This window comes from Kitasatospora kazusensis, from assembly GCF_039529945.1.
GTDB lineage: Bacteria > Actinomycetota > Actinomycetes > Streptomycetales > Streptomycetaceae > Kitasatospora > Kitasatospora kazusensis.
On sequence record NZ_BAAANT010000020.1, the window covers coordinates 1 to 17,159 of the forward strand.

13 protein-coding genes and 1 tRNA gene are annotated in these 17,159 nt (G+C 71.3%); 5 read left to right on the forward strand and 9 right to left on the reverse strand.

Annotated elements, in window-relative coordinates:
- Positions 1-446: 446 nt before the first annotated feature.
- Positions 447-1,847 carry a cystathionine beta-synthase gene (locus tag ABD330_RS18160; RefSeq protein ID WP_344466260.1) on the reverse strand — a complete coding sequence of 467 codons (1,401 nt, stop codon included), beginning with the start codon at positions 1,845-1,847 and terminating at the stop codon, positions 447-449.
- Positions 1,848-2,006: 159 nt separating this feature from the next.
- Here ABD330_RS18160 and ABD330_RS18165 point away from each other — a divergent pair, with 159 nt between their 5' ends.
- The 3 genes from ABD330_RS18165 (at position 2,007) to ABD330_RS18175 (ending at position 5,668) form a co-directional block, all read left to right on the forward strand.
- Positions 2,007-3,095, forward strand: a complete 1,089-nt coding sequence (locus ABD330_RS18165) for an SGNH/GDSL hydrolase family protein (protein ID WP_344466262.1) — start codon at positions 2,007-2,009, stop codon at positions 3,093-3,095.
- A 92-nt stretch (positions 3,096-3,187) separates the two neighbouring features.
- The gene (locus tag ABD330_RS18170) at positions 3,188-4,408 is read left to right on the forward strand and encodes an acetyl-CoA C-acetyltransferase (protein WP_344466264.1); all 1,221 of its coding nucleotides are present in this window, start codon (positions 3,188-3,190) and stop codon (positions 4,406-4,408) included.
- 288 nt (positions 4,409-4,696) lie between these two features.
- Entirely contained in the window at positions 4,697-5,668 is a 972-nt protein-coding gene (locus ABD330_RS18175) for a serine/threonine-protein kinase (protein ID WP_344466266.1), read from the forward strand.
- A gap of 136 nt (positions 5,669-5,804) precedes the next feature.
- On the opposite strand, the gene ABD330_RS18180 is transcribed toward ABD330_RS18175, so the two are convergent.
- From ABD330_RS18180 to ABD330_RS18190, 3 genes are all read right to left on the reverse strand, one after another.
- Positions 5,805-6,122 (reverse strand): hypothetical protein, encoded by a 318-nt coding sequence (locus ABD330_RS18180; protein WP_344466269.1) that lies wholly within the window; start codon positions 6,120-6,122, stop codon positions 5,805-5,807.
- Positions 6,123-6,339: 217 nt separating this feature from the next.
- The gene (locus ABD330_RS18185) at positions 6,340-7,209 is read right to left on the reverse strand and encodes a Bax inhibitor-1/YccA family protein (RefSeq protein ID WP_344466271.1); all 870 of its coding nucleotides are present in this window, start codon (positions 7,207-7,209) and stop codon (positions 6,340-6,342) included.
- Between the two features lie 114 nt (positions 7,210-7,323).
- Positions 7,324-7,408 (reverse strand) — tRNA-Leu (locus tag ABD330_RS18190).
- A 383-nt stretch (positions 7,409-7,791) separates the two neighbouring features.
- On the opposite strand from ABD330_RS18190, the gene ABD330_RS18195 reads away from it, so the two are divergent.
- Together ABD330_RS18195 and ABD330_RS18200 are read left to right on the forward strand one after the other, a co-directional pair.
- Positions 7,792-8,604, forward strand: coding sequence for an ABC transporter ATP-binding protein (locus ABD330_RS18195; protein ID WP_344466273.1), 813 nt, complete (start codon positions 7,792-7,794; stop codon positions 8,602-8,604).
- A 45-nt stretch (positions 8,605-8,649) separates the two neighbouring features.
- On the forward strand, positions 8,650-11,247 hold the full coding sequence (locus tag ABD330_RS18200) for an ABC transporter permease (RefSeq protein WP_344466276.1): 2,598 nt from the start codon (positions 8,650-8,652) through the stop codon (positions 11,245-11,247).
- 376 nt (positions 11,248-11,623) lie between these two features.
- Here ABD330_RS18200 and ABD330_RS18205 read toward each other — a convergent pair whose 3' ends face one another.
- The 5 genes from ABD330_RS18205 to eno all read right to left on the reverse strand — a co-directional run bounded on the left by ABD330_RS18205 (position 11,624) and on the right by eno (position 16,979).
- Complete coding sequence (locus tag ABD330_RS18205) at positions 11,624-12,988, reverse strand: NAD(P)/FAD-dependent oxidoreductase (protein WP_344466278.1); 1,365 nt, start codon at positions 12,986-12,988, stop codon at positions 11,624-11,626.
- 444 nt (positions 12,989-13,432) lie between these two features.
- The gene (locus ABD330_RS18210; RefSeq protein WP_344466281.1) at positions 13,433-14,371 is read right to left on the reverse strand and encodes a Ppx/GppA phosphatase family protein; all 939 of its coding nucleotides are present in this window, start codon (positions 14,369-14,371) and stop codon (positions 13,433-13,435) included.
- Complete coding sequence (locus ABD330_RS18215) at positions 14,368-15,003, reverse strand: DUF501 domain-containing protein (RefSeq protein WP_344466284.1); 636 nt, start codon at positions 15,001-15,003, stop codon at positions 14,368-14,370. Before ABD330_RS18215 ends, ABD330_RS18210 begins: the two co-directional genes overlap by 4 nt.
- Positions 15,004-15,016: 13 nt before the next feature.
- Positions 15,017-15,460 carry an FtsB family cell division protein gene (locus tag ABD330_RS18220; RefSeq protein ID WP_344466286.1) on the reverse strand — a complete coding sequence of 148 codons (444 nt, stop codon included), beginning with the start codon at positions 15,458-15,460 and terminating at the stop codon, positions 15,017-15,019.
- A gap of 232 nt (positions 15,461-15,692) precedes the next feature.
- Positions 15,693-16,979 (reverse strand): phosphopyruvate hydratase, encoded by a 1,287-nt coding sequence (gene eno / locus ABD330_RS18225; RefSeq protein WP_344466288.1) that lies wholly within the window; start codon positions 16,977-16,979, stop codon positions 15,693-15,695.
- Positions 16,980-17,159 lie beyond the last annotated feature (180 nt).

Sequence of the window (17,159 nt, forward strand, 5' to 3'; positions counted from 1 at the left end):
AGTCCCGCGCCTTGCGGCGCGGTGGGTGCCGCGGGGGCCGCCGCACCCTGTGCGCCGACCGGAGCCGGCCACAGGGGCGGGACGACGGCAGCCCCCACGAAGGTCCCCTCCGGCCCGTGGCGGGCCGGGAGGGAGGACACGGAGGGCCGGTCAGGGCCGACCGACGTGTCCGTGGCGGCGGCGAGGCCGGGGAGCCGCTCCCGTCCTGCGCTGCCGCCGTGCTCGGCGTCTTGCCGTGACCACCACATTGCCGGACGGTTGTTAACCGCGTGATGCGTGGACATGTCGTCTGCGTACCACTTCGCGTGGGGCGCCCGACGGATGCTCACCGGGTGACCGGAGCACTGGCAGGGGCGCGGGGCACTGCGCGAAGCGGTAGGCAACGGTCCTCGCCTCCCGACGTCGCGCAGTTCCCCGCACCCCTGGTCCTGGTGCTACTGACGGAGTCAGTGCCCCGCGCGGCCGGCCAGGAAGGCCAGCAGGTCCTGGCGGGTGACGATGCCCTGCGGCTTGCCCTCCACCAGCACCACGGCCGCGTCCGCCTTCTCCAGGACGTTCATCAGGCTGGTCACGGTCTCGCCCGAGCCGACCACCGGCAGCGGCTTGGACATCACCTTGTCCAGCGTGTCGGTGAGCTGGATGCGCTGCGCGAACAGGCCGTCCAGCACCTCGCGCTCGACCACCGAGCCGATCACCTCGCCCGCCATGACGTCCGGGTGGGCGGCGCCCGCCGAGACGACCGGCATCTGGGAGACGCCGAAGTCGCGCAGCACGCGGACGGCCTCGGCGACCGTCTCGGTCGGGTGCATGTGGACGAACTGCGGGATGCCCTCGTGCTCGATGGCGTCCTTGCGGGCCAGCACCTCGGAGATGTGCGCCTCGTCGGTGGCGGACGGCAGGAAGCCGTAGTCGGCCATCCAGTCGTCGTTGAAGATCTTCGAGAGGTAGCCGCGGCCGCCGTCCGGCAGCAGCACCACGACGACGTCGTCCGGGCCGAGCCGCTTGGCGACCTCCAGCGCGGCCACCACGGCCATGCCGCAGGAGCCGCCGACGAGCAGGCCCTCCTCCTTGGCCAGGCGGCGGGTCATCTGGAACGAGTCCTTGTCGGACACGGCGACGATCTCGTCCGCGACCTCACGGTCGTAGGCGGTCGGCCAGAAGTCCTCGCCGACGCCCTCGACCAGGTACGGACGGCCGGTGCCGCCCGAGTAGACCGAGCCCTCGGGGTCGGCGCCGATGACCTGGACCTTGCCGCCCGAGGCGTCCTTCAGGTACCGGCCGGTGCCGGAGATGGTGCCGCCGGTGCCCACGCCCGCGACGAAGTGGGTGATCTTCCCGTCGGTCTGCTCCCACAGCTCCGGGCCGGTGGAGTGGTAGTGGGAGGCCGGGTTCTCCGGGTTGGAGTACTGGTCCGGCTTCCAGGCGTTCGGGGTCTCCCGGACGAGGCGGTCCGAGACGTTGTAGTACGAGTCCGGGTGCTCCGGGGCGACGGCGGTCGGGCAGACCACGACCTCGGCGCCGTACGCACGAAGGGTGTTGATCTTGTCGGTCGAGACCTTGTCCGGACAGACGAAGATGCAGTGGTAACCCTTCTGCTGCGCCACGATGGCCAGGCCGACGCCGGTGTTGCCGGAGGTCGGCTCGACGATCGTGCCACCGGGCTTGAGCGCACCGGACGCCTCGGCGGCCTCGATCATGCGCATCGCGATGCGGTCCTTGACCGAGCCGCCCGGGTTGAAGTACTCGACCTTCGCCAGCACGGTCGCGCTGATGCCTTCGGTGACCTTGTTCAGCTTCAACAGAGGCGTGTTGCCGACCAGCTCGATGATCGAATTGCTGTACCGCACGGGGATCCTCCCGGTCTGGGGCGCTCTACTACTAAGGGTGCCCCAAAGCCTATGGCCACGGATGGCCGATGCTCACCGCTAGCGCGCCGCGCGGACGGGTACCAAGGTGTGGAGAGGCACGGCGGCAGCCCGGCGAGGGCCGACTGAAGGGGGTCCAGCGTGTCCGGGGCACAGGAGTCGAGGGCCCGGGTGGCCCGGCGGATCGCCACGGCGGCCGCGTACGGGGGTGGCGGGCTCGGTCTGCTGGGCGTCGGCCTGGTCGGGCTGCTGGTCACCGAGAGCAGGCTCGCCGTCCGGGCGGTGGGCCGGCTGGCGGGCGAGCCGCCCAGGGCGGACGGGGTGTACGGGGACGGCTTCACCGATCCGGTGGCGGGCGGCAGCGCCCCGGAACCGCCGATCCTGCTCGCCTTCCTGGGCGACTCCACGGCGGCCGGGCTGGGCGTGGCACGCGGGCAGGAGACGCCGGGCGCACTGCTGGCCGCCGGGCTCGCGGCCGTCGCCGAGCGCCGGGTGCGGCTGCTCAACGTGGCGAAGTCGGGCGCCCGCTCCGCCGACCTGGCCCGGCAGGTCGAGCTGGCGGTGGCGCAGCGGCCCGATCTGGCGGTGGTGATGATCGGGGCCAACGACGTCACCCGGCACACCCCGGCCGCCCAGTCCGTCCGGCAGCTCGGCGAGGCCGTCCGGGCCCTGCGGGCGGCGGGGTGCGAGGTGGTGGTCGGCACCTGCCCGGACCTGGGCACCATCAAGCCCGTCCGGCCGCCGCTGCGCTGGGTGGCGCGGCGGCTGAGCCGCCAGCTGGCGGCCGCGCAGACCATCGCGGTGGTGGGCAACGGCGGCCGTACCGTCTCGCTCGGCTCGCTGCTCGGTCCGGAGTTCGCGGCCCGCCCGGAGATGTTCGCCTCGGACCGCTACCACCCGTCCGCACAGGGGTACGCCACGGCGGCGATGGCCCTGCTGCCCTCGCTCTGCGCCGTCCTGGACCTCTGGCCGTCGGACCTGGCCCCCGAGGCCCCGGCCCGCGACGGCGTGGTCCTGCCGGTCGCGGTGGCGGCCGCGGCGGCGGCCGGGCAGTCCGGCACCGAGGTGGCGGCGGCCGACCCGGAGGCCGGGGTCTGGCACTGGGCGCAGCTGAGGCACCGGTTGCGGCTCGGGCTGCCGGGCGAGCCCGGCGCGGCGAGCGCGGCGGACCCGGCGGGCGGGGCGTCGGCGAACTCACACGCGGGCACAGGTGACGTTCGAGCTACTTAACGGTAACTTTCCTCACGAGCATCACACTTGGTCGAGCCATACTGCTAAGTGAATGGTCAGTAGCCAGCAAGGTCACCCAGCGAGGAGCCCCCATGCCCGAAGCCGTCATCGTCAGCGCCGCCCGTTCGCCGATCGGCCGGGCCTTCAAGGGCTCGCTCAAGGACGTCCGCCCGGACGACCTGACGGCGCAGATCATCGCGACCGCGCTCGCCAAGGTGCCCGAGCTCGACCCGCGCCAGATCGACGACCTGATGCTCGGCTGCGGCCTGCCCGGCGGCGAGCAGGGGCACAACCTGGCCCGTATCGTCGCGGTCCAGATGGGCATGGACTACCTGCCCGGCACCACCCTCACCCGGTACTGCGCCTCCTCGCTGCAGACCACCCGGATGGCACTGCACGCGATCAAGGCGGGCGAGGGCGACATCTTCATCTCGGCCGGCGTCGAGACCGTGTCGCGCTCGGTCAAGGGCACCTCGGACGCCATGCCGGGCACCCTGAACCCGTTCTTCGACGACGCGCTGGCCCGGACGGCCAAGCGCGCCGCGGAGGGCGGCGGCGAGTGGCACGACCCGCGCGAGGACGGGCTCGTCCCGGACGCGTACATCGCGATGGGCCAGACCGCGGAGAACCTGGCGGCGCTCAAGGGCGTCACCCGGGCCGACCAGGACGAGTTCGGCGTCCGCTCGCAGAACCTCGCCGAGGCGGCCATCAAGGCCGGCTTCTGGCAGCGCGAGATCACGCCGGTCACCACCCCCGACGGCACCGTGGTGTCGCAGGACGACGGCCCGCGCGCGGGCGTCACGCTGGAGGCCGTCTCGGGCCTCAAGCCGGTGTTCCGCCCGGACGGCACCGTTACCGCCGGCAACTGCTGCCCGCTCAACGACGGCGCCGCCGCCCTGGTGATCATGTCCGACACCAAGGCCCGGGAGCTGGGCATCACGCCGCTCGCCCGGGTGGTCTCCACCGGCGTCAGCGCCCTCTCCCCCGAGATCATGGGCTACGGCCCGGTCGAGGCCTCCCGCCAGGCGCTCAAGCGCGCCGGGCTGACCATCGACGACATCGACCTGGTGGAGATGAACGAGGCCTTCGCGGCCCAGGTCATCCCGTCCTACCGCGACCTGGGCGTCGACATCGACAAGCTGAACGTCAACGGCGGCGCGATCGCCGTCGGCCACCCCTTCGGCATGACCGGCGCCCGGATCACCGGCACGCTGATCAACTCGCTGCAGTGGCACGACAAGCAGTTCGGCCTGGAGACCATGTGCGTCGGCGGCGGGCAGGGCATGGCGATGGTCATCGAGCGACTGAGCTGAGACCCGGCGCCGGGCCGACAGCCGGCACCACCCGTTTGGGGTGACAGTACGTAATTGAGGGCCGGATCACATTCCATTCGTGATCCGGTCCTCTTTTCGTCCCCGAAACGCGTTTTCGTCGACGCCCCGAAGTCGGACAACTCCGCAGCGTATAACGGTGCTAGCTAACAATTTGAGGACAAGGAGGTAAGTCACAGACAAATCGGACATCTAGCCCTGCGGTATCGGGGTCCGATGCGGCAGTGTGGAGACGTAACCCCGTTCCACTCCTCGCTAGGAGTACGTTCCGTGAGCGTCGTCTACACCATTCTGCTGCTGGTCCTGATCGCCCTGTGCACCACCGTCCTGCTCCACCTGCGCGGGCTCTCCCGCCACCTGGAGGAGCAGCGGTCGGCCACCGTCGCCCCCGTCCCGGCCACCGTCGACGAAGCGGTCATACGCCGGGCCGTCGTCGAGGCCCTCGCGGTCGACCGCGAGCGGGAGATCGCCGAGGCCCGGGCGTTCTGGGCCGACCAGGAGTCCCGCGCGGTGGAGGACGCCCCGCTCTTCGACTCGCCCTTCGCCGGCACCACCCCGTTCACCAGCACCGGGCTGACCGCCGCCGAGGAGTGGCCGCTGTTCTTCCCGCGCCCGACCGGCCCGCAGGACGCGGTGGACAGCGCCGGCACCATGGACCCGGAGTTCGGCGAGGCGCTGCGCTCGGCGCTGGAGGAGCTGATCAACGACGGCGACGGCTCCACCGGCGGCGTCAGCCGCCCGGGCCACCCCGCCTTCGGCCACCCCGCGTCCGGCGGCACCGAGGCGGCCGGCGAGGCCAAGGCCCGCCGCGAGGCCGACCTGCTCGCCACCGGCCTGGAGGCCGGTCTGCTGGACGCCGACCCGGCGGCGGACACCGAGCCGGTGTCCGCTCCCGACCCCCGCCGGCACCCCTCGCACCCGGACTTCGTCCCGAGCCAGACCCCGTCCCGGGAGTGGACCGACACCCGGCTGGCCACCCTCGCCGACGAGCGGATCGCCCTCACGGACGTCCGTCCCGGCCCGCTGGGCACCCTCGACGTGTACGCCTTCGCCGACGGCACCACGCTCTGCGTGGCCCCGGGCGACCGCGAGGCGGCCTACCGCCTGATCGACGCCGTCCGGGCCGGCGAGGACGTCCGGCTGCTCGGCGGCTCGCGCTTCTCCGGTTCGTACTCGCTGACCTTCTCGACCGACGAGGACGCGGTGTACGTCCTGGCCGACCGGGTGGTCGCCAGCATCTGACCGCGGCGACGGCGGAAGGCCGGCCGAGTCCTGGGGTTACGGACTCGGCCGGCCTTCCGCCGTTCCGGCCGCAGCCGGGCTCACTCCGTCAGGTCGGCGACCCTGGGGTCGGCCCGTCAGGTCGGCAACCTTGGGGTCACTCCGTCAGGTCGGTCACCGCGCGGACTGCGGCGACCGCCTCCTCCAGCACGAACGCGTCGCCCACCAGGGCCAGCTCGTGCCCGGCCACCGCAAGCTGGTCGCCCACCGCGAACGGTCCGGCGTCCGGGAACGGCCGCACCGGCTCGCCGCCCGCCACCAGCGCCGTCCCGGCCAGCCGCCGGGCCAGCGCCAGCCCGGCGTCGGCCCGCGACGGGTACCCGGGCACCGGTCCGCGCAGCCGGCTCTGCGGCATCGCGCGGAAACGGTCCGCCAGGCGGTCGACTGCGTCCAGCAGGGTCTTCGCTTCAGACATGGACCGAGGGTATCGCCGCAGCGCCCGGCCGGTGGCGCGGCAGCCGGCCGGGACGGCACCGGTGGCGGTGGCGGGTGGCGGGTGGCGGTGGCGGCCGGCGAGCCGGCCCGGAGGTTCGGAGGGCCGGAAAACGCGCGACATCGGCGGGTACGGAGTCGTACCCGCCGATGTCGCGAAGGCCGTTCGTCCGGCGGAGCCGGTCAGTCGTCGGAGCCGGTCAGTCGTCGCCGCGCAGGATCGCGATCAGGCGGAGCATCTCCAGGTAGATCCAGACCAGCGAGAGCGTCAGCCCGAAGGCGGCCCGCCATGACTCCTGCTGGGGAGCGCCCCGGCGGATGGCCTCCTCGATCTCGGCGAAGTCGAGCGAGAGGAAGAACGCGCCGAGGCCGATGCCGACCACGCCGACCAGGATGCCCAGTGGGCCGGAGTTCAGGCCCATGCTCGCGCCGAAGATCGAGGCGACCGCGTTGACCAGCAGCAGGAGCACGAAGCCCATCGCCACCGTCAGACCGATCCGGGTGTAGCGCGGGGTGACCCTAATCCGGCCGCTCTTGTAGGCGATCAGCATCGCCGCGAAGACCGCCGCCGTGCCCAGCACCGCCTGGATCGCGATCCCCGGCAGGGCCGTGTTGAGCGCGTTGGTGACGGCCCCGAGGAAGAAGCCCTCCAGCCCCGCGTAGACCAGGATCAGCGGCGGGCTGACGCTCCGCTTGAAGCTGATCACCATGCCGACCACGAACGCCGCCAGGGCCGCCGCCACGGCGATGCCGTAGTTGGCCACCGGGAGCGCGAACCAGGCGACCGCGCCGGCGGCCACCAGGGTCAGCAGCGTCAGCGCCGTCCTGGCGACCACGTCGTCCATGGTCATCCGGCCGGTGCGGAGCGGGCCCGCGGCCGGCGCCTCGTACATCGCGGCCAGCTGCTGGTCCGTCAACTGCCCGGACTGCGGCGACCTCGCGTACGGGTTGTTGCCGTACGGGTCGCCCTGGTACTCCGCCCCGCCCCGCTGGTTGTTTCCGGGGGCCGCGTATCCCGACCCGCGGGTGAAGGATCCCTCCCGCGAGAAGACCGGGTTGCTGCTTCTCATGCTCATTCCCTCCGGGGCGGCACGGCACCGCCCACATTTCCAAGGGTAATGCCTTGGCAAAGGGGCGGGCCTACGCCGCGAGGATGACTCACCTGCGACCGAACGAAAGGAGGTTGGTGCCCGGGGCCGGACTCGAACCGGCACGGCCTCGCGGCCAAGCAGTTTTAAGCTGCCCGTGTCTGCGTTCCACCACCCGGGCGTACTGCGACATCGCCCCGGCCAGTGGCCGGAAGGTGCTCCGCCGCTGTACGGGATACCCCTGAGACTAGTCGCCCGACTACCCCTCGCGCATGTTCCCGGCCAGGAAGTTGTCATGTTTCCTTGCCATCTGACGAACAGTCCGTGATCCGGACGGCCACCCGCCCGAACCGGCCAGGGACGAGTCCGGAAAGCGTCCCTCAGGGTCGGTGTCATACCGGAGGAGGAGACCTTCACGCCCCGCATACGCCCAGGGGCGGTCCGGGCAACCGTCCCCCGGAGCGACGAAAACCCAAGGTCGGGCAAAGGACCATTGAGTAGCGGTCGGTACTCGACCCACTCGAACGCCCGACCACGCCCGACCGTGCTCGATCACTTCCGATCATGTCCGATCACGCCCGACCACTTCGACAGGAGCTTCACGTGACCTCGACGACCGCAACCGCCGTCCGTACCGGCCAGGCGGCCGCCCGCGCCACCGGCCTCAACAAGGTCTACGGCGAGGGCGAGACACGAGTCGTCGCCCTGGACAACGTGAGCGTGGTCTTCCCGCAGGGCCAGTACACCGCGATCATGGGCCCGTCCGGCTCCGGCAAGTCCACCCTGATGCACTGCATGGCCGGGCTCGACACGGTCTCCTCCGGCTCCTCGATGATCGGCGAGACCGAGCTCGTCGGGCTGCGGGACAAGCAGCTGACCAAACTGCGCCGGGAGCACATCGGCTTCGTCTTCCAGGCGTTCAACCTGCTGCCGACACTGACGGCACTGGAGAACATCACGCTCCCGATGGACATCGCGGGCCGCAAGGTCGACCAGCGGTGGCTGGACACGGTGGTGGAGACCGTCGGCCTGTCCGGCCGGCTCTCGCACCGCCCGAGCCAGCTCTCCGGCGGCCAGCAGCAGCGGGTGGCCTGCGCCCGGGCCCTGGCGAGCAAGCCCGACATCGTGTTCGCCGACGAGCCCACCGGTAACCTCGACTCCCGCTCCGGCGCCGAGATCCTCTCCTTCCTCCGCAACTCCGTCCGCGAGCTGGGGCAGACGGTCGTGATGGTCACCCACGACCCGGTCGCCGCCTCCTACGCGGACCGCGTGGTCTTCCTCGCCGACGGCCGGATCGTGGACGAGCTGGAGGGCCCGACGGCCGACAGCGTCCTGGACCGGATGCGCCGCTTCGACGCCAAGGGGCGGACGAGCTGACGCCTCGACAGCCGCCGCCCGCCCCGACTCCCCCAGGACGCACCCATGTTCCGCACCGCACTGCGCAATGTGCTGGCCCACAAGGGCCGTCTGCTGATGACGGCCCTCGCCATCATGCTCGGCACGGCCTTCGTGGCCGGCACCATGGTCTTCTCCGACACGCTCGGCCAGGCCATGAAGAACAGCTACTCCAAGAGCTACTCCGACATCGCCGTCCAGGTCACCGACTACTCGGCCGGCTCGGGTGCCCGCACCTCGCAGAAGGGCGAGCGCGCCTCCTCCCGGCTCGATGACGCCACCGTCCGGCAGATAGCCGCCCTGCCCGGTGCCGACAGGACCCAGGGTGTGGTGTCCGGCTTCACCGCCGTCGCCGACCACAAGGGCAAGCTGATCGGCGAGGCCTGGACGGCTCGCGGGGCCAACTACGCCCCCGACGCCTCCGGCAAGGACTCCCGCTACCCGATGGCCGACGGCCGCGGGCCGCAGAAGTCCGGTGAGATCGCGCTCGACCGGAGCACCGCCGACAAGGGCGGCTACAAGGTCGGCGACACCGTCCGGATCGCGGCCAACGGTCCGGCCCTCAACACCACCCTGACCGGCATCTTCACCACCGACGACCCGCAGGTCGGCTCCGGCGGCACGCTCACCCTGCTGGACACCGCCAGCGCGCAGAAGATGATGCTGACGCCCGGTCAGTTCAGCAGCATCACGGTGTCGGCCAAGCCCGGCACCTCCGAGGACGCGCTGCTCGGCGAGATCACCGCCAAGCTGCCGGGCGGCAACCACTTCACCACCGAGACCGGTCAGCAGCTGACCGACGAGCAGAGCAAGATGATCTCCGACAGCACCAGCGCGATGAAGACCATGCTGCTGGTCTTCGCCGCCATCTCACTCTTCGTCGGCATCTTCATCATCGCCAACACCTTCACCATGCTGATCGCCCAGCGGACGAAGGAGCTGGCGCTGCTCCGGGCCGTCGGTGCCAGCCGCCGCCAGGTCACCGAATCGGTGCTGGTCGAGGCCCTGCTGATCGGTGCCATCGCCTCGATCGCCGGTGTGGTCGCCGGCATCGGCATCGGCGCCGGGATGCAGGCGCTGGTCGGCTCGCTCAACTCGGGCATGCCCACCGGCCCGCTCGTCATCTCGCCCGCCGCCCTGCTGGTCGCACCCGCGGTCGGGATCGTGGTCACGGTGCTCTCCGCCGTGCTCCCCGCCGTCCGGGCCTCCCGGATCGCCCCGGTCGCCGCGATGAGCGGCGGGGACCAGCCGGCCACCCAGAAGAGCCTGCTGATCCGCAACATCATCGGCTCGGTGGTCGCCGGCGGCGGCCTCGCCCTGGTCGCCATGGGCGCCGCGACGGGCAGCAGCGCGGGCCGGCTCCCGGTCGGCTTCGGCGCGGCGCTCGCGCTGATCGGCATCTTCGTCCTGCTGCCGCTGCTCTCCCGCCCGGTGATCGCCCTGGTGGGCCCGCTGCTGAGCGGGCTGGCCGGCACCCCCGGCAAGCTGGCCCGGCTGAACGCCGTCCGCAACCCGCGCCGGACGGCCGCCACCGCCGCGGCCCTGACCATCGGTCTGACGCTGGTCAGCGCCCTCACGGTGCTCGGCGCCTCGGTCGGCGGGGCCGTCGACAAGGCCGTCACCAGCTCCATGAAGGCCGACTTCGACGTCAGCACGGCCAGCCGGACGGACCTGAGCCCCGAGGTCGTCGCCCAGATCGCCAAGGCTCCCGGGATCAGCGCCTCCAGCCCGCTGACCAACACCTACTGGAACTTCGACGGCACCGGCCGCTCGGTCAGCGGGATCGACGCCGGCAGCGTGGACCAGCTGCTCCAGCCCGTGATGACGAGCGGCTCGACGGCCGCCCTGGCCAAGGGTCAGATCCTGGTCAGCGGCGAGGTCGCCAAGGAGGCGAACCTGTCGGTCGGCTCCACGGTCAAGGTGAGCACCCTGGGGACCGGCGACGACACGGGCAACGGCGGCGGCAACGGCAGCACGGCGATCGGCAGTATGACGGTCGGCGGCGTCTTCGAGCCCAACCAGATGCTCTCGCCGGTGCTGATGTCCAACGCCGACATCGCCAAGCACGATCCTGCCGCGAACGTCCATGACGTCCTGGTCAAGGGTCACGACGGCCCGACCGGCGCTCTCCAGCAGTCCATCAAGGACGCCACCGACAGCAACCCGGTGATCGAGGTCAAGACCAAGCAGGACATGCGCGACGAGTTCAACAAGATCATCACCTTCGCGCTGAACATGATGTACGGCCTGCTGGCGATGTCCGTACTGGTCGCGGTCCTCGGCGTGATCAACACCCTGGCGATGTCGGTGTTCGAGCGGAAGCGCGAGATCGGCATGCTGCGGGCGATCGGCCTGGACCGGGGCGGCATCAAGCGGATGGTCCGGCTGGAGTCGGTGGTGATCTCGCTCTTCGGCGCGACGATCGGCGTCCTGCTCGGCTGCTTCGTCGCCTGGGCGGTCAACGGCACCCTGGAGTCCAGCATCTCCGGGCTCACCACGCTGGTCCCGTACGGCAAGATGCTGCTCTTCCTGGCCCTCGCCGGCCTGGTCGGCCTGGTCGCGGCGATGTGGCCCGCCCGCCGGGCCTCGAAGCTGGACATCCTGGACAGCATCAAGACCGACTGACGCGGAGCAGCTTGCAGCTCGCCCGCCATGCACTGTCCAGGGGCGCGGGGAACTGCGCGAAGCGGAAGGTACGGCACCGTCACTCCCGCTTCGCGCAGTTCCCCGCGCCCCCTTGGGGGCTCCGACCCGCCGGGTGACCCGACCCCGCCGGGAGGGCGCACCGGGGGATGACGAAGGCCCTTGCCGGGCTCCCTGAGGGTAGGGGGCCCGGCAAGGGCCTTGGTGGTTGCTGCTACGTGCTCGTCAGTACTTCTTGTACTCCGCCCGGTCGCACAACCGGCTGAGCACCACGGAGGTCGTGGTCCGGCAACGCTGCCGGGCGGAGAGCCTCCGACTCATACCCCGGCGCTCCCACGCCGAGGCCAGGTCGTCGTACTTACTTGCTCGCGAGCTCCTTGGCGGGTTCGGCGGCGGCAACCGGCTTCGGCGTCGGCGCCGTGGCCTCCTGGAACGCTCCGAACGGCTTCTCCATCTCGGAGAGGCCGACCGTCTCGCGCTTGAGGAACATCGCGAGAGTCCAGTCGGTGAAGACCCGGACCTTGCGGTTCATGGTCGGCACGCGGCTGCCGTGGTACAGGCGGTGGAACCACCAGGCCGGACGGCCCTTCAGCTTGTACTTGCCGAAGAGGATCGCCACGCCCTTGTGCAGGCCGAGACCGGCGACCGCACCGAGGTTCTTGTGCTTGTACTCCTTCTGCGGGAAGCCCCGCATGCCGGAGATGACGTTGTCGCCGAGCTGGACGGCCTGGCGGACGGCGTGCTGGGCGTTCGGCGGGCACCAGGCGCCCTCGCCGACGGCGAGGTCGGGCACCTGGGCGTTGTCGCCGGCGGACCAGACGTAGTCGAAGCCCTGGACCTGGAGGGTCGGGGCGGTGTCCACGTGGCCGCGCGGGCCCAGCGGGAGGCCGAAGTTGCTCAGGATCGGGTTGGGCTTGACGCCGGCCGTCCACACGATGGTCGAGGCGTCGGCCTCGACACCGTTCTTCAGCACGACGTGCTGGTCGACGCAGGAGTCCATCGAGGTCTCGATGTAGATCTCGATGTTGCGCTCTTCGAGCTTCTCCTTGGTCCACAGACCGAGGTCCGGGCCCATCTCCGGGAGGATGCGGTTGGCCGCCTCCACCAGGATGAAGCGCATGTCGTCACGGCTGACGGTCTTGTAGATCTTCGCCGCGTCCCGGGCCATGTCCTCGACCTCGGCGATGGTCTCGACGCCGGCGAAGCCGCCGCCGATGACCACGAAGGTGAGGGCCTTGCGGCGGACCTCGGGGTCCGCCGTGGACTCGGCCTTGTCCAGCTGCGCCATGACGTGGTTGCGGAGGCTGATCGCCTCTTCAACCGTCTTCATGCCGATGCCGTGCTCGGCCAGGCCGGGGATCGGGAAGGTACGGGAGACCGAGCCGGTCGCGACGACGAGGTAGTCGAAGGGCAGCTCGTACGAACCGCCGGCCGGCGGCGCGATGGTGGCGACCTTGCGGGCGTGGTCCACAGCGGTCACGTGACCGGTGAGCACCTCCGCCTTCTTGAGGGCGCTGCGCAGGGGCGCGACGAGGTTGCGAGGCGCGACGTTGCCGCCGGCCGCCTCGGGGAGGAAGGGCAGGTACGTCATGTACGACCGCGGGTCGACGACTGTGACAGTCGCCTCTCCGTAGCGCATCTTCTTGAGGATGCGCATCGCGGCATACAGGCCGACGTAACCACCGCCGACAATGAGGATGCGAGGACGCTCCGTGGTGCTCATATCCGAAAGTATCCAGTACCGTCCGGCGGCCCTTGCGTGAGGCCCGTCACAGAACTCTGGACACCACCTGCTACACTACGCGGCCACAGATCCGGGGTCACGGGACCGCATCGGACCCGCCGGACGGGCCTTCGGGGCGCCGGAGTACACACGGCCTCGCTGAGCAGCAACGATCCATGTGCCGCCTGGGTTCCCGTCGGCCATTTCGATTCCATCATCCTCCGCGAGCCCCACCTGCGATCCAACGGGCGGGCGTCCAAGTGGACCTTCGGTCCCGCATACCGGACGGAGCGGGCACCCCAAGTGACACGAATGACGGGATCGCCATGTGAAGAAATTCACGAACTTTCTCGCGGCGCGCCGAAAGGACCTCGGCCCCGGGCGCTTCGGAGCGCTCCGGGGCCGATTCGGTAAGGGGCGTCAGGCCCCTGGACGCCGGACAGGTCAGACGACGCTCCAGGCGATGCCGTCGAGGATGTCGTGCTCGCTGACGACCAGCTCGGCGGCGCCGGTCCGCTCCATGATCTCCAGCAGGACGAGTGCCCCGGCGGCGATCACGTCGACCCGGCCCGGGTGCATCACCGGGATGGCGGCGCGCTGCTCGTGCGTGGAGGTCAGCAGCATCCCGACCACCTCGCGGACCCGCCCGAGCGGAATCCGGGAGTGGTGGATGGCCACGGAGTCGTACGCGGGCAGGCCCAGCGCGATGCCGGCCACCGTGGTGACCGTACCCGCGAGCCCGACCAGGGTGGCCGCCCCGGTCAGCGGGACGCTCTCGGCGGCCAGGTCCAGCGCCGCCCGGATGTCCGCCCTGGCGGCCGAGATCTGATCGGGGGTCGGCAACTCGACCCCGGCGAAGTGCCGCTCGGTCAGCCGGACGCAGCCGATGTCCACCGACCTGGCGGCCTCGACCTCACCCGTACCGAGCACGAACTCGGTGGAGCCGCCGCCGAGGTCGAAGACCAGGTACGGGGACTCGACGGCCTCGCCGGTGAGCTCCTTGGTGGCGCCGGTGAAGGAGAGCCGGGCCTCCTCGTCGCCGCTGACCACCTCGGGCTCGACGCCGAGGATCTCCTTGACGCCCTTGGTGAACTCCTCGGCGTTCTCCGCGTCCCGCGAGGCGGAGGTGGCGACCATCCGCAGCCGGTCCGGGCCGACGCCGTGCTCGGCGAGCACGGCGGCGTACTCGCGGCAGGCCGCGAAGGTGCGCTCCAGCGCCTCCGGGGCGAGCCGGCCGGTGCGGTCCACGCCCTGGCCGAGCCGGTTGATGACCATCCGGCGGTCGAGGTCGCCGATCGCGCCGGTCTCGGGGTCGAGGTCGGCGATCAGCAGCCGGATCGAGTTGGTGCCGCAGTCGATCGCGCCCACCCGGGTGGTCGTCACCGCGCCTCCTCCTCGGCCTGGCGCTTCTTCTCGGCGCGCTCGGCGGCCAGCTGCTCCTTCGCCGCGATCACCGCGGCGTGGTCCTCGGCCTGTTCACGCTGCTCGGCCACCACGGCGGCGCTCTCCTGGACGGCCTCCGGGCTGACACAGGGGCCCTTGGCCCACCAGTCCTCCAGCATGCCGATCGCCTCGTCGCCCAGCGGGTTGACGCCGGGCCCGGCCGCCAGCGAGTGGCCGACCAGCACGTGCAGGCACTTCACCCGGTCCGGCATGCCGCCGGCGCTGGGGAAGCCCTCCAGCACCTCGATGGCGTCCCGGCGGGCGATGTAGTCCTCGTGCGCCTTCTCGTACGCGGCGGCGAGCTCGGGATCCTCGGCCAGCCGGGCGGTCTGGTCCTTCATCACACCCGCCGCCTCCAGGGTGCCGATCAGCGAGGCGGCCTTGGGGCAGGTCAGGTAGTACAGGGTCGGGAACGGCGTACCGTCCGGCAGCCGGGGCGCCGTCTCGACGACGTCCGGGTTGCCGCACGGGCAGCGGTGCGCCACCCCGCGCAGGCCACGCGGGACGCGGCCGAGCTGGGCCGCGATGGCGGCGACGTCGGTGTCGGAAACTTCGGGGTTCTCAAGGGTCATGGGGGTGCTGTCTCTAGCGAGGGGCGGGGGCGGGGGTAGCGGCGGAGTCGGCCAGGTCGACCGAGTCCCAGACGCTGGTGTACCAGGGCCGGGCGGCGGCGGCCTTCGCGGCCGGGGCGGAGCCGGCCGCGGACGGCCGGGCGGTGGCGGGCGGCGACGGGTCGACCGAGACGAACGGCGTCTCACCGGGCATCGCGTAGTGCAGCCGCACGCGGGCCTGCGCCTTCACGAACGCCGGGTCCTCCCAGCGGGCGCGTTCCTTGCCGAGCTGCTCCACCTGCCGACGGGCGTTGTCGGCCTTGGCGCGCTGGGCGGCGATCTCCGACCGCTGCGAGATGAACTGCCGGGTGGGGTAGGCGAGGATCGCGACGAGCGAGCAGAGCACCAGGACCAGGACGGTCGCCCGGCTGGTGAAGCGCGGACGCGCCGCCAGGCCAGGGATCCTCCACTTGGCCATGTCTCCGCCACCCCTCCTGATCGCACCGGTGCCCCGGCACCCACCCTACGGGGTGAACACCGGGGCACCGGTCAGGCCCACGCGGCACGCGCCCAAGGGGCGCGTGGGGGTACCTCCCGGCCGAAGGCTGGGGGAGAACTGCGCGAGATCGGAAGGCAACGGTCCGCACCTTCCGACGTCGCGCAGTTCCCCGCGCCCCTAGTGGTTGGCCGGCTGCACTAGGTTGCCCGAGTTACTCCGCGGCCTTGAAGCGGGGGAACGCGCCGCGGCCGGCGTACTCCGCGGCGTCGTCGAGGATCTCCTCGATGCGCAGCAGCTGGTTGTACTTGGCGACGCGCTCGGAGCGGGCCGGGGCGCCGGTCTTGATCTGGCCGCAGTTGGTGGCGACGGCGAGGTCGGCGATGGTGACGTCCTCGGTCTCGCCGGAGCGGTGCGACATCATGCAGCGGTAGCCGTTGCGCTGGGCCAGCTCGACGGCGTCCAGGGTCTCGGTCAGCGAACCGATCTGGTTCACCTTGACCAGCAGCGCGTTGGCGGTGCCGGTCTCGATGCCACGGGCCAGGCGGGCCGGGTTGGTCACGAACAGGTCGTCACCGACCAGCTGGACCTTGTCGCCGAGCTTGTCGGTCATGGCCTTCCAGCCGTCCCAGTCCGACTCGTCCAGCGGGTCCTCGATCGAGACCAGCGGGTACGAGGCGACCAGGTCGGCGTAGTAGTCGATGAGCTCGGCGGCGGTGAGCGCCTTGCCCTCGAACTGGTAGGCGCCGTCCTTGTAGAACTCGGACGCGGCGACGTCCAGCGCCAGCGCGACGTCCTTGCCCGGGGTGTAGCCGGCCTTCTTGATGGCCTCGGTGATGAGGTCCAGCGCCTCGCGGTTGCTGTCCAGGTTCGGGGCGAAGCCGCCCTCGTCGCCGAGACCGGTGGAGAGGCCGCGCTCCTTCAGCACGCCCTTGAGGGTGTGGTAGACCTCGACGCCCCAGCGGACGGCCTCGGAGAAGGACTCCGCGCCGATCGGAGCGATCATGAACTCCTGGATGTCCACGTTGGAGTCCGCGTGCGAACCGCCGTTGAGGATGTTCATCATCGGGACGGGCAGCACGTGCGCGTTCGGGCCGCCGAGGTAGCGGAACAGCGGCAGGTCGCTGGCCTCGGAGGCGGCGTGCGCCACGGCGAGCGAGACGCCGAGGATCGCGTTGGCGCCCAGCGAGGACTTGTCGGGGGTGGCGTCCAGGTCCAGCATGGCCTGGTCGATCAGCCGCTGCTCGGTGGCGTCGTAGCCGACGAGCTCCGGGCCGATCTGCTCGATGACGGCGAGGACGGCCTTCTCGACGCCCTTGCCGAAGTAGCGGTTCTTGTCGCCGTCGCGCAGCTCAAGCGCCTCGAAGGCACCGGTGGAGGCACCGGACGGGACAGCGGCACGGCCGGTGCTGCCGTCGTCGAGACCGACCTCGACCTCGACCGTGGGGTTGCCACGCGAGTCGAGAATCTCACGGGCTACGACGACATCAATGGACGGCACGAGGCATCTCCTATGCGGAAGCGGGTCCTGCGGACGAGTGCGGAGTCGTTACGACCAGAGCCTAACCGCACCGGGGCCCGGGGCCGCGCTGCCCCAGCTCCCGTCTCACCGTGTGGCCTGCCTACTCGCCGGTAGTTCACCCGGACGACGGGGGCCGGCCGGTCCGGGCGCCGCCGGACC

What these genes read in the sequence shown, in the direction of transcription:
- ABD330_RS18195 (WP_344466273.1), top strand. Translation starts at nt 7,792, where the DNA reads ATGTCCGATCACGCCCGACCACTTCGACAGGAGCTTCACGTGACCTCG.
- ABD330_RS18185 (WP_344466271.1), bottom strand. Translation starts at nt 7,209, where the DNA reads ATGAGAAGCAGCAACCCGGTCTTCTCGCGGGAGGGATCCTTCACCCGC.
- ABD330_RS18215 (WP_344466284.1), bottom strand. Translation starts at nt 15,003, where the DNA reads ATGACCCTTGAGAACCCCGAAGTTTCCGACACCGACGTCGCCGCCATC.
- ABD330_RS18170 (WP_344466264.1), top strand. Translation starts at nt 3,188, where the DNA reads ATGCCCGAAGCCGTCATCGTCAGCGCCGCCCGTTCGCCGATCGGCCGG.
- ABD330_RS18205 (WP_344466278.1), bottom strand. Translation starts at nt 12,988, where the DNA reads ATGAGCACCACGGAGCGTCCTCGCATCCTCATTGTCGGCGGTGGTTAC.
- ABD330_RS18180 (WP_344466269.1), bottom strand. Translation starts at nt 6,122, where the DNA reads ATGTCTGAAGCGAAGACCCTGCTGGACGCAGTCGACCGCCTGGCGGAC.
- ABD330_RS18220 (WP_344466286.1), bottom strand. Translation starts at nt 15,460, where the DNA reads ATGGCCAAGTGGAGGATCCCTGGCCTGGCGGCGCGTCCGCGCTTCACC.
- ABD330_RS18200 (WP_344466276.1), top strand. Translation starts at nt 8,650, where the DNA reads ATGTTCCGCACCGCACTGCGCAATGTGCTGGCCCACAAGGGCCGTCTG.